Source organism: Synergistota bacterium (assembly GCA_025060595.1).
Lineage (GTDB): Bacteria > Synergistota > GBS-1 > GBS-1 > GBS-1 > 42-11.
In genome coordinates, this window is record JANXBX010000001.1 from 195,781 (window position 1) to 210,136 (window position 14,356).

The 14,356-nt window shown below is 38.8% G+C and carries 16 protein-coding genes; 5 read left to right on the top strand and 11 right to left on the bottom strand.

What is annotated here, in order from left to right; translation table 11 throughout:
• Positions 1–12 precede the first annotated feature (12 nt).
• The 8 genes from NZ900_01045 to NZ900_01080 form a co-directional block, all read right to left on the bottom strand.
• Positions 13–684, bottom strand: coding sequence for a 4-carboxy-4-hydroxy-2-oxoadipate aldolase/oxaloacetate decarboxylase (locus tag NZ900_01045; protein MCS7232681.1), 672 nt, complete (start codon positions 682–684; stop codon positions 13–15).
• A 26-nt stretch (positions 685–710) separates the two neighbouring features.
• On the bottom strand, positions 711–992 hold the full coding sequence (locus NZ900_01050; protein ID MCS7232682.1) for a hypothetical protein: 282 nt from the start codon (positions 990–992) through the stop codon (positions 711–713).
• A gap of 91 nt (positions 993–1,083) precedes the next feature.
• A complete protein-coding gene (locus NZ900_01055; GenBank protein ID MCS7232683.1) occupies positions 1,084–1,512 on the bottom strand; it encodes a hypothetical protein in 429 nt (142 codons plus the stop codon).
• Positions 1,496–3,133 carry a DNA repair protein RecN gene (recN, locus tag NZ900_01060; protein ID MCS7232684.1) on the bottom strand — a complete coding sequence of 546 codons (1,638 nt, stop codon included), beginning with the start codon at positions 3,131–3,133 and terminating at the stop codon, positions 1,496–1,498. The genes NZ900_01055 and recN overlap by 17 nt, the downstream gene beginning before the upstream one ends.
• Complete coding sequence (locus NZ900_01065) at positions 3,126–3,911, bottom strand: NAD(+)/NADH kinase (GenBank protein ID MCS7232685.1); 786 nt, start codon at positions 3,909–3,911, stop codon at positions 3,126–3,128. Before NZ900_01065 ends, recN begins: the two co-directional genes overlap by 8 nt.
• Before the next feature lie 50 nt (positions 3,912–3,961).
• On the bottom strand, positions 3,962–4,789 hold the full coding sequence (locus NZ900_01070; protein ID MCS7232686.1) for a TlyA family RNA methyltransferase: 828 nt from the start codon (positions 4,787–4,789) through the stop codon (positions 3,962–3,964).
• Positions 4,749–6,539: a 1-deoxy-D-xylulose-5-phosphate synthase gene (gene dxs, locus NZ900_01075; protein MCS7232687.1), complete on the bottom strand. Its 1,791-nt coding sequence runs from the start codon at positions 6,537–6,539 to the stop codon at positions 4,749–4,751. The genes NZ900_01070 and dxs overlap by 41 nt, the downstream gene beginning before the upstream one ends.
• The gene (locus NZ900_01080) at positions 6,536–7,348 is read right to left on the bottom strand and encodes a polyprenyl synthetase family protein (protein ID MCS7232688.1); all 813 of its coding nucleotides are present in this window, start codon (positions 7,346–7,348) and stop codon (positions 6,536–6,538) included. Before NZ900_01080 ends, dxs begins: the two co-directional genes overlap by 4 nt.
• A 76-nt stretch (positions 7,349–7,424) precedes the next feature.
• Between NZ900_01080 and NZ900_01085 the strand changes: the two genes are divergently transcribed.
• Positions 7,425–8,213, top strand: coding sequence for a hypothetical protein (locus NZ900_01085; GenBank protein ID MCS7232689.1), 789 nt, complete (start codon positions 7,425–7,427; stop codon positions 8,211–8,213).
• On the opposite strand, the gene NZ900_01090 is transcribed toward NZ900_01085, so the two are convergent.
• Complete coding sequence (locus NZ900_01090; protein ID MCS7232690.1) at positions 8,210–8,986, bottom strand: SDR family NAD(P)-dependent oxidoreductase; 777 nt, start codon at positions 8,984–8,986, stop codon at positions 8,210–8,212. The two genes, NZ900_01085 and NZ900_01090, sit on opposite strands and share 4 nt — an antisense overlap.
• A 74-nt stretch (positions 8,987–9,060) precedes the next feature.
• On the opposite strand from NZ900_01090, the gene NZ900_01095 reads away from it, so the two are divergent.
• The 4 genes from NZ900_01095 to NZ900_01110 are packed head-to-tail and all read left to right on the top strand — an operon-like array spanning position 9,061 to position 12,159.
• Positions 9,061–10,185, top strand: a complete 1,125-nt coding sequence (locus NZ900_01095) for a DUF362 domain-containing protein (GenBank protein MCS7232691.1) — start codon at positions 9,061–9,063, stop codon at positions 10,183–10,185.
• Positions 10,186–10,188: 3 nt separating this feature from the next.
• Entirely contained in the window at positions 10,189–10,716 is a 528-nt protein-coding gene (gene pgsA, locus NZ900_01100) for a CDP-diacylglycerol--glycerol-3-phosphate 3-phosphatidyltransferase (protein MCS7232692.1), read from the top strand.
• On the top strand, positions 10,716–11,324 hold the full coding sequence (gene plsY, locus NZ900_01105) for a glycerol-3-phosphate 1-O-acyltransferase PlsY (GenBank protein MCS7232693.1): 609 nt from the start codon (positions 10,716–10,718) through the stop codon (positions 11,322–11,324). Before pgsA ends, plsY begins: the two co-directional genes overlap by 1 nt.
• Positions 11,296–12,159, top strand: a complete 864-nt coding sequence (locus tag NZ900_01110) for a radical SAM protein (protein ID MCS7232694.1) — start codon at positions 11,296–11,298, stop codon at positions 12,157–12,159. Before plsY ends, NZ900_01110 begins: the two co-directional genes overlap by 29 nt.
• On the opposite strand, the gene feoB is transcribed toward NZ900_01110, so the two are convergent.
• Positions 12,137–14,065, bottom strand: coding sequence for a ferrous iron transport protein B (gene feoB / locus NZ900_01115; GenBank protein MCS7232695.1), 1,929 nt, complete (start codon positions 14,063–14,065; stop codon positions 12,137–12,139). The two genes, NZ900_01110 and feoB, sit on opposite strands and share 23 nt — an antisense overlap.
• Positions 14,044–14,283 carry a ferrous iron transport protein A gene (locus NZ900_01120; protein ID MCS7232696.1) on the bottom strand — a complete coding sequence of 80 codons (240 nt, stop codon included), beginning with the start codon at positions 14,281–14,283 and terminating at the stop codon, positions 14,044–14,046. The genes feoB and NZ900_01120 overlap by 22 nt, the downstream gene beginning before the upstream one ends.
• Positions 14,284–14,356 lie beyond the last annotated feature (73 nt).

Genomic DNA, 14,356 nt, shown 5'->3' on the forward strand with positions numbered 1-14,356 from the left:
CCCTTGACCTATTTACTCTTCCCTTAAACCAAGTCTTTCCAAAACCTCGCGAAGATTGTTATACTCTACGCTTGATACCCCTGTCTTAAGAACCTCTCTCTTTTTATTCTCATCAGCCACTCTTTTTAATGCTTTCTCTAAAATAATCCCAGCCTCTTCTCTTTTTATCACTACAACCCCATCGTTATCTCCCAAAACTAAATCACCCGCATTAACTACTACACCACCAATAGAAAGGGGATAATTTATCAACCCCAAGGCTTCCTTAGAAGTACCTCTAATAGAAAAACCTCTGCAAAAAATCGGAAAACCCATACTAACTATCTCTTCAGAGTCCCTAATGCAACCATCTATTACTAAACCTGCAATACCTTTCGCCATAGCCGAAACAGTCATTAGCTCTCCCCAATAACCATATTCATAAGCACCACTAGTTACAGCAACAATGACATCTCCTTCCTCTGCAACTTCTAAAGCCTTATGAAGCATAAGATTATCACCAGGAGCGCATTGAACAGTTATAGCAGAACCGCATAACTTCATTCCCCAATATATAGGTCTTATAAAATTAGAAACCGCACCTTTACGTCCAGCAGCTTCATACACGGTCGCTGAGGACAGAGATTTAAATGCACTTATGATCTCCTTCTCTGGTCGCCTAAAGCTTTTAATAACATGAATCAAGCCCACTACCCCCCATCTATCTAAGGTTAACCTCCACACATAGCAACAAACAAATGAATTTCATCCCCATCATAAACCAAATCATTACTACCTATCCTAAAAGACCCTCTAACGAAAACTATATCTGCCAACAGATCTTCCTTAATCCCGATTTTCTCGGCTACTTCCCTTAAAGGTAATGAACCATTTACAGACAATTCACAAGTAAATCTACTTAAAATACCATGTCCTACTATTTTTACCATTCCCATCTTTCCATTTATATTGTAATTGCTTATTAGAAGAGATGTCAATTGGGTTTCTATCAATAAATAAAATATGCTTCCATATAGTGGAAGCACAAGAATAACCCTTATCCTACGAGGATTTTACTTAGAGGGATAATTTAGCAGTCCGATTTCATAAATTCGTGGAACTCTCAATAGGTTCTACTACTCCCAAAAATATATGCTCTCTATCAAAACTCCCGTAGTAAGCATGAAGCACTGCTTTGTGAACCATTAGCTCCATAAAGTTTCCTTTCAATATTGCTGGATATGGAACTAGATCTTTAAATATAGGTTTTGTTATTTCAAGAGAAAGGCTCTTGGCCTTATTCACAATTTCTATCTCACTAACTAAGGCTTCGTCACAATTTAATCCCATAGCCACTAACCTCTTAAGTAGCCCTTTAGAAAAAGCAATTATCAACTCCTTACCTCCCTTTAGTCCCATGAAAACAACCACTTCCGGTAAATTACAACTATAATCTTCATGAGTGCTTTCCACCTTTTCCCACAAAATTCCACCGAACTTTCTATCAATCTCTCCCTTAATTATTTCTATCATGGCTTACCTCCTCCAAAAGTTCTTTAGCATGCCTTAAGGCTACCTCAGATGTTCTTCCTGAAAGCATTCGCGCTATTTCCTTTAGCCTATCTTCCCCTCTAAGAAGCTTGACTTTACTTTTGACTCTACCTTCCTCCATAATCTTATCCACAAAATAGTGATAGTCTGCCTTTGAAGCTATGGAAGCAAGATGAGTAATACATATGACTTGTTTTTCCTTAGAAAGCTTTTTTATCTCCTCTCCTAGCATATTAGCTACATCCCCTCCAATCCCCACATCTATTTCATCGAATATAAGAGTTGGAACCCCATAGTTTTTAGAGATAGCACACTTTAATGCAAAGCTCAATCGAGAAATCTCTCCACCAGAAGCAATTTCACTAATCTTTCTAAGCTCATCTTTAGGGGAAGGGGCCATTAAAAACCTCACCGTGTCTAACCCCTCAGGTCCAAACTCCCCCTTAACCAAGTGGATCCTAAATACTATGTTACCCATGGCAAGCTTTTCTAGGATTCTCCTAACTTCCCCCTCAAGCAAGCTAGCACATCTCTTTCTTTCCTCAGATATCCTGTCTCCAAGAGAGTAAAGGATCTTGTGAAGCTCTTCCCTCCTTTTTTTAAGCACCTCTATTTTATCCTCTACGTCCCCTAGATCTTTCAAATTTTCCCTCCATCGAGAAGCAAGCTCGAGCAACTCCTCAATCTCTCTAACACCATGCTTTTTCTTCAACCTTCTTATAAGAGAAAGTCTTTCCTCTATGGTCTCAATGTTTTCTTCCTCAAGATCTAAAAGTTCAAGTTTCCTAGATAGTATAGAGGAAAATTCCTTAAGAGAGAAAATAAACGCGTTAAACTCTTCAATAAATCGCGAAAGCTCCCTTTCGTACCTTGTTATTTTTTCGAGAAGCCTCTTAAGTTCACTAATCTTATCTAAAATCCCCTCGCTCCAACTTCCGCCTTCCAATAGATTTAAAGCCTCTTTAATTGAAACTTTAAGCTCTTCGATATTAAGCAGTCTATCCCTTTTTTCTAAAAGCTCCCTCTCCTCATCCACCTTAAGCGATGCCCTTTCTATCTCTTGGAGATAGAAAAATAATTCTTCCTTCCTTCTCTTAAGTTCATCCTTACTCTTTTCAAGCTCCCTTAAATCATCAACTAACGCAGTATACTCTTTATATAGTCTTTCATACTCCTCCAACAACCCCTTTATAGATTCCCCTCCATATCTATCAAGAGCTTTAAGCTGATTACTCTCCTTTAAAATCCAGCCATGTTCAAGTTGACTGTGAATTTCGAATAAGGATGATCCTATCTCTTTCAAAAACCCAATAGGTACGCCTCTGCCTTGATAGAAGGCTTTACTCCTCCCTTCAGGGTATACTTCCCTTCTTAAAATTATCTCCTCTCCTTCTTCATCGAAAACAGCTTCAACCTCAGCCTTATCCGCTCCACTTCTTATCACTTCCTCCCCTACTCTTTTACCTAAAAGAAGAGATAAAGCTTCTACTATTATGGATTTACCAGCCCCTGTTTCTCCCGTTAAAACATTTAGACCAGGATGAAACTCCATCTCGAGTTCTTCAATTATAGCAAAGTTCCTTATTCGAATTTCCTTAATCACCTGGTACCACTCCAAGCTTAAGTTTCTTTCTTAAAAGCTCAAAAAAGCTCCTTCCTTTAAAGGTTATCATTCTAGCAAAAAATGGCGCCTTTTTTATAAATACCTCATCCCCTGGAAGAACCCTGAATCCTATTTGTCCATCTTGCGTAAGCATTATATCTTCGTGATCCGCTTCTACAATTATTCTAACAGAAGATTGCAAAGGTATTATAATCGGCCTTGCATAAAAAGTATGAGCACATATAGGAGTTAAAACCATACCGGGAAGAGCAGGGTGAAGAATTGGACCACCTGCTGAAAGAGAATAGGCTGTAGAACCCGTAGGAGTGGATATGATTAAACCATCAGCAGGATAAGAGGCAAAATACTCTTCATCTATGAAAACCCTAAGATTAATCAACCTAGCGAATGCCCCCTTCATAATCACAAACTCATTCAAAGCATAGAAAACCTCTCCCTTAAAGCTAGCCTCAAGCATCATTCTTTCATCTATTTCAAACTTGCCCTCTAAAACTTTAGACAAAGCTATCTCTAGGGTCGAAACGCTTTCTGAAACCAGAAAGCCAAGCCTACCCACATTTATACCTAACATTAAAACACCATAAGGAGCAAGAAGCCTTGCAGCCTTAAGAAAGGTTCCATCCCCCCCCACGATAAGCGCCACCTTAACCGCTTTAGCAAACTCATAATCATCTAAGGCAAGCTCTTCCCTTTTAAGGAAAACCCCTCCTTCTCTGGTTAAAAAGACCCTAATTCCTTTATCATTAAGCCAAGACAATATTCCATAAGCTATCTCTCTTGCAGGCTCTCCCTTTTGAGGATTTACTACTAATCCCCAAGAACAGCGTGAGCAGACTCCACTACTGATAGTACCATCTCCTTTCTAAAACAATTCTCTTTTTCCTTAAAACCTATATATAAAAGAAATTCTATATTGCCTTCAGGACCTTTTATAGGAGAATAGGTCAAACCCAAAGGGTAAAAACCTAACTTTTCTTTGACAAAGCTGATTATATCCTCAATGACATTTAAGTGAATCTTTTTATCTTTTACCACGCCACCCTTAACATTCTCACGCCCTGCCTCAAACTGAGGCTTTACAAGTACAATACCCTCACCACAGCTTTCTTTAAGCACACCCTTAACAGCTGGTAAAACCTTCTTAACAGATATAAAGGAAAGATCCATAGCAAAAAAGTCTACATCCTCAGGAACCACTTCCTTATTTAGATACCTCGCATTAAAACGCTCTATTAAAACAACCCTAGGATCATTCCTCAAGCTCCAGTGAAATTGCCCGTAACCAACATCCACAGCATAGACTTTAAAGGCACCCTCTCTAAGCATACAATCGGTAAAGCCCCCTGTTGAGGCTCCTACGTCCAAGCAAACTTTTCCTAAAAGAGATATTTTAAATTCGTCTATAGCTTTTTTAAGCTTTAACCCTCCCCTGCTAACATAAGGACAGGCATTTCCTCTTATTTCTATGTCTGCATTCTCTGGAACTTTCTCACTTGCCTTGTTCACCCTTTTACCATTAACGAAGACCAAACCCGCCATAATAGCTCTCTGCGCTTTCTCTCTACTTTCAAAAAATCCTCTTAAGACTAGAAGGTTATCTATTCTTTCCTTTTTGAACCCAGAAAAGTTCTCCAAGGAGCTCCCCTCTCTCCCCATGTTCTATAAACCTATCTGGAATAGCAAATATATTAAACTCCTTAGGGAAAATACCTTGAGAAATAAGGAGAGAACCGATTTCCTCTCCAACCCCACCGATTCTGGCTCCCTCTTCAAAAACGCAAATCTTATCGAACTTAAGAGCGTTTTCAACTATCGCTTTTGTATCTAGAGGCTTTGCAAAGGCTAAATCTATAACCTTAAAACCAGTAAGCCCCAAAGCAAACTCATGTGTAGGTCCTAATGAAAAGGCAACCCCTTCGCTACCATCTCTTATAACTTGGGATTTACCTATTTCCACAGAACCAGGGGGTTTTTCCCATTCAGGCAAAACCTTGGTATAGCCCCTTGGATATCTAATTACAACAGGACAATCTAAATTTAAGGCCATGTGAAACATGTCTCTCAAGGAAACTCCATCCCTAGGACAACCTATGATAAGATTGGGAATGCAACGCAAAAACACTAAATCAAAGACACCATGATGGGTTGGGCCATCATCTCCAACAATCCCTCCTCTATCTACAGCTATAATTACAGGAAGCTTCTGAAGAGCTATATCATGTATTAACTGGTCGTAAGCTCTTTGCAGAAAAGTAGAATATATAGCCACAATAGGCTTTAATCCCCCACGGGCAAGTCCAGCTGCAAGGCCAAGCATATGCTGTTCAGCTATACCCACATCTATAAAACGAGAGGGATATCTTTTCGCAAACTCATCAAGACCGGTTCCCTTTTTCATAGCAGCAGTTAGACAAACCACCCTTTCATCCTTAGAAGCAAGCTCTAAAACAACTTTACCGAATATAGAACTGTAAGATTCTCCTTCTTCCTTTTTAACTATCTTAAATGCTGGAGCTCCATGAAAAGTCTCCGGATCCTTTTCAGCAGGAGAGTAGCCTTTACCCTTTTTAGTCAGAACATGGATAACAACTGGCTTATCAACCTCCTTAGCATTTCTAAAGACACGCTCCATAAGTTCTATATCATGTCCATCAATAGGCCCCCAGTGGATCAAACCAAGCTCCTCGAAAATCGAACCTTTTATCAAAAACTTTCTAAATCTTCCTTTTAAATCTTCAAGAAACTCCTCGAGCCCCCTACCTAAAGGTAAATTTCTAACAAAAGAACGAACCCTCTTTTTGAATCCGAGCCAGCCGCGTCTTAATCTTAATCGAGCAAGGTGAGAGGCAATGGCACCAACTCTTGGACCTATAGCCATTTCATTATCATTTAGGATTATAATTAGCTTTCTTTTAAGCACACCTATGTGATTTAAAGCCTCAAGAGCCATGCCAGACATTAGAGAACCATCTCCTATAATTGCAACTACATCGCTTTTCCCTGAAAGTACCAACCCTAAAGCCCAAGACAAGGAAGTACCACTATGACCGACTATAAACCTATCAGCAAGGCTTTCATTAGGATTAGGAAAACCACTCAGTCCCCCACGTTTTCTTATAGTATTAAAAAGGGCTTTCCTTCCAGTTAAAATCTTAAAAGGATAACACTGATGCCCCACATCCCAAATTATGTAATCCTTAAAAGGGTCCCAAACCCTTAAAAGAGCTATAGTTAGCTCTACTACACCCAAATTTGAAGCCAGGTGCCCCCCGTTATTGCCTACCACATCAACTATCTTTTCCCTAATTTCTGAAGCAAGAAGCTTAAGCTCATTAAGGGAAAGCTTTCTAAGGTCTTCTATATTCTCTATCTTCTCAAGAATCAAGCTTCTTCAAGCCTCCTCAAAACCATTAAAGCCAACTCCTTTAAATCCTCTCCCTTCTCACCAAACATGGAAGCTAAAAGCAGAGCTTCTTCAATAAGACGCTTAGCCTCTTCCCTTGACTTCTCCAAGCCATAAACACCAGGGTAGGTTAGTCTCTCCTCTTTACCAAAATCCAAAATATCATCTACTATTTGAAAGGCAATTCCCAATCTCTCCCCGTATTCGGTTAGGACATGAAGCTCATTATAAGAAGCCCCGCCTACTATTCCACCACATCTAACGGAAGCTCTTATAAGGGCCATGGTCTTCTTGGAATGAATCTCCTCTATTTTGCCATCAGTTATATCAAGGAGCTGCCCCCCAACCATTCCTGATGGACCAGCCGCATAGGCTATCTCAAAAAGCACTCTTTTGAGAACTTCCCCATTTAGCTCCTTCCCAAGCACCTCAAAAGCATAAGTTAAGAGGGCATCTCCCGCAAGTAAAGCTACAGCACATCCAAACTTTTTGTGTGAAGACAGTTTGCCTCGACGAAAGTCATCATTATCCATACAGGGAAGATCATCATGAATCAAAGAATAATTGTGAATAAGCTCTATAGCACAAGCTATAGGGAGAGCTTGAGTTAGATTCCCGCCTACAGCCTCACAAGAGGATAAAACCAAAAGCGGTCTAAATCTTTTACCCCCAGGGAAAAGAGAATACTCTATTGCCTCTTTAAGAAGAAGCGGAGCCTCCCTAAGTTCCATACACTTTTTTAAAGCGTCTTCTATAAGCTTGACTTTGTTATTCAGGGACAAATTCTTCACTCCTCTCTTTTCATCTATTATGATTATATCAGCTTATGCTATACTTCTAAAAGAAGAAGGAAAGGAGGAAGAAACCATGAGAGTTAAAAGTATAGTATTTATAATTATTTTACTACTAATAGCAGGCCTAGTAAAAGCAGAGGAAAACCCATTTCTTAGAGATGCAAAAATTAAGCTTGCTAACGCTAAGAGGATAGTTATCATACCCTTTTCCACCACTTCCCAAGACCCTATGGGAATAGAAAATAGAAGGCTCCTCTTTGCCATCAGACAAGGATTTGAATGTATGGGAAAACTTGTAATACCTGAAGAAGACGTTTGGGCTCTCCTTAAGGAAAAAAAGCTAATAGAAAGGGAAAACGAACAAGCCAAAAAACTTAAAGAGCAATTAAGAATCTATGGGTTTAGTAAGGAAATCCAGGATTACCTGAAAGAAATTGACCCTCAATTTTTAAGCGAGCCCTTTATGCTTTCTCTAACAGAAGAACAGGTCAAAGAGATAGCTAAAAGGTTCAACGCCGACATAATAGTAAGAGGTTGCATCGTTGATTACGGGGTCATGGATGTTTCTAGCGGTAGTCCTCTAAGCAATCTTATAGGAGGAGTAGCCCCATTCATAACAGCTCAAAGAATAGGTATAGCTATAGCTGCCGGTAGCTACATTCCTTCCGTAGACAAACAGGGAGTAATACAGATGACTATATACCTTCACGATGGAATAAATGGAAGACTCCTTTATGGAAAATCCCTCTTTTCAACATACAAACCTCTCTTCTCTAACCTTGAGACAAAATTTGTTCTTCTTAGAGGAGCATTAAAGAGGGCCTTGGATACCTTTTTTAACGAGCTTTCTATAAATAACTAAGGCTTATTAACCTCCTTCCAAGCTTTATAAAGTTTTTTATCATAAAAATTAGGAAAAAGCGCTCTTAAGAACAAAAAAATCCTGTAGCGTCGAGGCCAAATAAGTACTCTTTTTCTCTTTAAATAAGCCTTATAAACAGCTTCAGCAAAAAGAGAGGGATCCTCTCTTTTACCTATAGGTGGATGCTTTAGACTCCCTAAAGTTTTTTCAGTAAAGTCGGTTTTAATCCTTCCTGCTTCCACATTAAGAACATTTATATCCCTTTCTACTAGCTCAGCTCTCAAACTCTCCATGATAGAGCTTAAGGCAGCTTTACTTGCACCATAACCTCCCATAAAAGGAACAGGAAGACGAGCTGTTATAGAGGAGATATTTATTATAGTACCTCCCCTTACCATGTACTTTAAGGCTTCCTTAGTTAATCTAAAAGGAGAAAAGAAGTTAACTTCAAAAACTTGTCGCAAATCTTTCTCCTCCATAGAGCTAAAACTCTCGTAAATTCCAAGACCTGCTGCATTTATAAGTAAATCTATCTTACCAAAAATATCCAAGGCTCTTTCAACTATTTCCTTTTCATTACCTATTAAAGCATCATAAAAACAACACTCTACCTTAACTTCAGAAAGCTCCTCTTTAAGGGAAAGAAGCTTCTCTTCAGATCTTCCACATAGAAGAAGAGAAAATCCTCCTTTTCCAAATTTTAAACTTAATGCTTTTCCTATTCCACCAGTAGCACCCGTTATGATACAAACCCTTAGATCTCTTGTACTCATCAATATAAAGTATACCACTTAATCAAGAACCTAAACATAGTTTAAAAACGATAAATAAGTGTTATAATAACCTTATGAGGATTGCGATAAAAAGGTTATCTACCATAACTTACGATGAGATTAGGGACAAAGTAAGAGAAATATTTGATCTTCTTGGAGGAATTGAAAAATTTTTATCTCCCAAAGATAAGGTCTTAATAAAGCCTAACTTGCTTTCACCGTCAAAAGTAGAAGAAGCTAGAATAACTGATCCCAGAGTTATAGAAGCAGTGGTTGAAATAATTCATCCTATAGTATCAGAAGTCTGGATAGGAGATAGTTCTGGAGTGTCTACGAAGAGCGGAACCCAAAAAACTATGGAAAGTATAAATTTACATAAAATACCTGAAAAGTTTCCAAAAGTTAAATTAAGAAACTTCGATGAAGAAAGCAGAAAACCTTATGAGATAAGCTTAGGGAAAAAGGGTAAAATGCAGATTACAATAGCAGAAGCAGTTTTTCAAGCTGATAAGATAATAAATCTACCTAAACTTAAGACACATAATCTCACTGTAATAACATGTGCCGTTAAAAATACCTTTGGATGCCTTCCAGGAAGCCAGAAAGCGAGAGTTCATGCTGAAGCTAAAGATCCGGAAAGCTTTGCTCATGCCTTAATAGATATTCATCTTGCGGTTAAACCAATCCTTACAATTGTAGATGCAACTATTTCTATGGAAGGAGAAGGCCCGGCCTGGGGAAAACCTAAAGAAACAAAACTTCTCTTTGGAGGAGAAAACCCTTTTGCAGTAGATATAGTGGCATCAAGAATAATAGGCTTTATACCTACTAAAATACCTACAATAAAAGTAGCAGAAGAAAGAGGATTAAACCCAGAAAGGATAGATATACTAGGAGAAAGATTAGAAGAAATAAGCTATAGCTTTGAAGCCCCTAAAAGCACCTTATTTGCCAGAGCTCTACCTTCCTTCATATGGAGAGGATTGACACCGAAAGTAAAGATGGATGAAAATAAATGTGTTAAGTGCGGAATATGCATTAAGCACTGTCCAGTAGGAGCGATAACATTTAACCCATTTCCAAAAGTTGACCATGGAAGATGTATTTTGTGCTTTTGCTGCCATGAACTTTGCCCAGTGGGAGCAGTACAAATCCAAGAAAGGATATTGTCTAGGATATTCTTACGTGGGGTGGTATAAGTCGTGAACGTAGCAATTAAGCTGACTCTTCTAAGAATGATTTTAACTATACCGTTTATAGTATCTTGCCTATTAGAGGAAGGAAGCTTAAAGTTTATATCCCTTATCCTGTTTTCAATCGCTTCCTTAACCGATTATCTTGATGGTAGAATCGCTAGAGCAAAAAATATAATTACAGATGCCGGTAAAATACTTGATCCAATAGCAGATAAAATCCTGATAACAGGAGCCTTCGTTAGCTTCGTCCAACTAGGCAAGGTTCCCGCTTGGATAGCAATTGTCATAATATCAAGAGAGTTTTTGGTAACAGGATTAAGAACCTTAGCGGCCAACAAAAACGTTATAATAGCAGCAAGCTCTTTTGGAAAAGCTAAGATGTTTCTTCAAACTATAGCAGTGTTTCTCATACTACTGGGATTTAATGAAATTATAAATCTTTTAGTGCTATGGGCAACAGCCATAATAACTATATTATCAGGCTTAGACTACTTTATTAAAAACAGAAATATAATAAAGGAGGCCCTAAAGTAATGGATTTCCTTCCCTTTATCATAATAGGGTTCCTGTTTGGTTCCTTTCCAACAGGATATGTTTACGGAAAGCTAGCCTCCGGAATAGACATAAGAAAATACGGAAGCGGAAACATAGGTATGGCAAATGTTAGAAGAACCTTAGGGAAAAAAGCCGGGGTTATCACCCTTATTGGAGACCTTATTAAAGGAGCTATTCCCTATTTTATAGCACTTAAATTCACTGGTTCCCATGAAATAGCCTTATTCTCTGGCTTCGCCTCTATATGCGGACATATATGGACTCCTTTCCTAAAATTTAAGGGGGGAAAGGGAATAGCTACAACTTATGGAGTACTTGCGGCAGCCTCCCTACCAGTAGCAATCCTCTCAGCCCTAGTCTGGTACACAATGGTTAAAATAACAAGATACTCATCTTTGGGTTCACTATGTGGAGTTGGTTCAAGCATAGCTTGGGCTTATATTTTGCCCTTCTCTCCAAAATCACTCCCTCTCTTCTCAATAATAACTTTTATCCTGGTTCTTTACACTCATAGAGAGAATATAAAAAGGCTAATCAGGGGGGAAGAGCTAACGATAGATGGAAAACCCAAGGATAGAAGAGCTTGAAGCTATTGCTTCACCATGTAGGCTTTGCCCTCACAAATGTGAAGCAAATAGAAAAGAAGGAAAAGCGGGCTTTTGTAGAGTCCCTACGCTAGATCCGATAGTTAGTAGCTATGGTCCTCATTTCGGAGAAGAAAGCTTTCTTGTCGGGAGAGGAGGCTCTGGAACTATATTCTTCACATACTGCAATATGAAATGCGTTTTCTGTCAAAACTATGATATAAGTCAGCTAGGATCTGGTAGAGTTATTAAAGTAGAGGATTTAGCTAAGATAATGCTCATCCTTCAAAGAGCAGGATGCCATAACATAAATCTCGTAACACCAACCCCTCATATATACTCAATCGCTAAAGCTATAGAACTTGCCAAGTCTAAAGGCTTAGAGCTTCCCATAGTCTATAACTGTGGAGGATATGAATCTGTTGAAACACTTAAACTTTTAAGAGGATTAATCGATATTTATATGCCAGATTTCAAATATGGAGATTCTGAAGTAGGAGAGGAGTTATCCAAAGTTAAAAATTACACAGAAATTGCTCTTCAAGCCATAGAAGAAATGCTCTCTCAGGTAGGCCACTTAGAGATAGGCCCTGATGGAATAGCGAAAAAAGGGGTTTTCATAAGACATCTTATAATGCCCAATGATGCAGCCTCATCATTTAAGGCTCTTGAGCTTCTTGCTAAGAACTTTCCAGGCATAGCTATTAACATCATGGACCAATATTATCCAACACACCTTGCAAACAACTATCCTAAAATCTCAAGAAGAATAAATACAAGGGAATGGGGCGAAACTCTAAAGTTTGCACGGGCTCTTAATATAAGAGTAGTAAGCTAGCTCCTCTTACGATGATTGCTAAAGAGAAAGCAACTACAAAAGTTAAAAGAAGAACAAAAAACGATCTTTTAAGACCTATTTCCCTTATTAACGCCCCCAAGGTAGAAACGCAAGGAAAGTAAAAGACAACAAAGACAGTAAAAATAAACATTTGAGAGGGAAGAAGAGAAAGCTCTCCACCTAAAGCCTGCCTAAGCATCAGCAGAGAAAGCTCCTTCCTTAATATACCAAAAATAAGCGTAATACCCACCTCTGTCGGAAGGCCAAGAGGGTAAGTTACGAAGCTTAAGTAAGAGTTTATCCTATTCTCAAAGCCATAGTAAGTAATCAAGGATAAGAAAATACTTCCTCCTATAAGAAGCGGCCAGGCTATAATAATAAACTCCCTTAACCTTAACCATGTTTTAGCTAAAAGACCCCTTAAAGTGGGTAAGCGATACGGAGGTACCTCCATTATCAATCCTTCACAATACCCAGGCAAAAGCTTTGAAATTCCCCAACCTAAAAATCCTATCACTATAAGATTTAGAACATAAAGGAGAAAAACTAATTCCCCACCAAGATAAAAACCAACAAGACCCATTATTATGGTCATTCGGGCAGCACAGGGAACCAGAACCGTTAAAATGGATGCTATAAATCGATCACGGGAACTCTCAAGTATTCTCACAGCCATAACAGCTGGAACGTTACACCCATAACCAAGAATTAAAGGGAGTATGGCTTTGCCATGAAGCCCTACCTTATGCATCAGAGCATCCATTAAAAAGGCAATCCTAGGGAGATAACCTAAATCCTCAAGAAAAGATAAGCCAAATAGAAAGGGAACAAGATATGGTAAAACGATAGCAAGTCCACCTGTAAAGCCATCATATAGTCCCTTTAAAACATATGAAAATAGACTTTGAGAGCTAAATAAGAAAGATAGCCTCTCGTGAAGCTCTTCAAAGAACCTTAGCAAGGGGGCTTCAATCAGTGAGCCAAACTTAAAAACAAAAGTAAAAAAGAGGTAAAGAGTAAAAAACAGCAAGAAATAACCCACATACGGATTAAGAACGAGGGAATCCAGTCTATCTTTTAAGGTTTCCTTGCCTCGTTTAACCTTTGCAACTTGCTCAAATATACTAAAAGCAAGTGAATGCCTTTGCGAAGCTATCACTTCTTCCGGTTCCCTATTATACTCCCTTATAATACTCTCCCTAATTTTTTCGACCAAAACCTTAATATCAGGAGCATATCTATAGACTATGGAAGATATCTCCTCATCTCCCTCTATAAGCTTTAAAGCGATAAACCTTACCGGAAACTTTCCTATTATATCTACTCCTTTTAGCCTGCCCTCTAACTCCAGTACTTCCCTTTCTATAGCCCCACAGAACCTAGGGGGAAAAGCCCTGACTCTCTCCTCAGTTGCCCTGAGAGCAGCTTCAAAAAGCTCCTTTATCCCTCTACCTCTATTAGCAACAGTAGTAACAACGGGAACACCTAAAACTTTTGAAAGTTTATCCACATCAATGATCATTCCTTTCTCTACAGCCTCATCCATCATGTTAAGACAAAGAATCATGGGAAGCTCAAGCTCCATCAGCTCAATGGTAAATTCGAGACTCCTTGAAAGAAGAGAAGCATCCACAACGTTTATATAAAGATCAGCACCCGTCTTAAGTATGAACTTGCGAGCTTCTTTTTCAGCCTCATCAACAGGAGAGAGGGAATATATACCAGGGAGATCTATAAGCTCAAAAATTCTATTACCGAAGCGAATATCGCTCATCGTATAAGAAACAGTTGTTCCTGGAAAGTTAGAAGCTATAGATTTATACCCTGCTACTTGATTGAATATAGTGCTTTTACCACAATTAGGCTGTCCTACCAATGCGATTCTTACTCTATCTTTTCCACCCAAATTCTCGAAGCAACCCCTTTCCCAAGAGCAATCCTCGTATTGTTGACCTCTACCATTAAGGGGCAACCTAAGACAGCGCTCTTTGCAACTTTAACTTCAACACCAGGAAATATCCCCAACTGAATTAATCTTACTCTAAAAACCCTTCCCCCTACTATGTCTACAACTTTACCTCTTTCCCCTTCACTTAATCTATCTAAAGGGAGGGTTTCCCTCATTTACATCCCACCTTTAACTATTATAAGGGGGGTCATTTCAGCTTAAAGTATTATACTCTATTTTAAACCATAA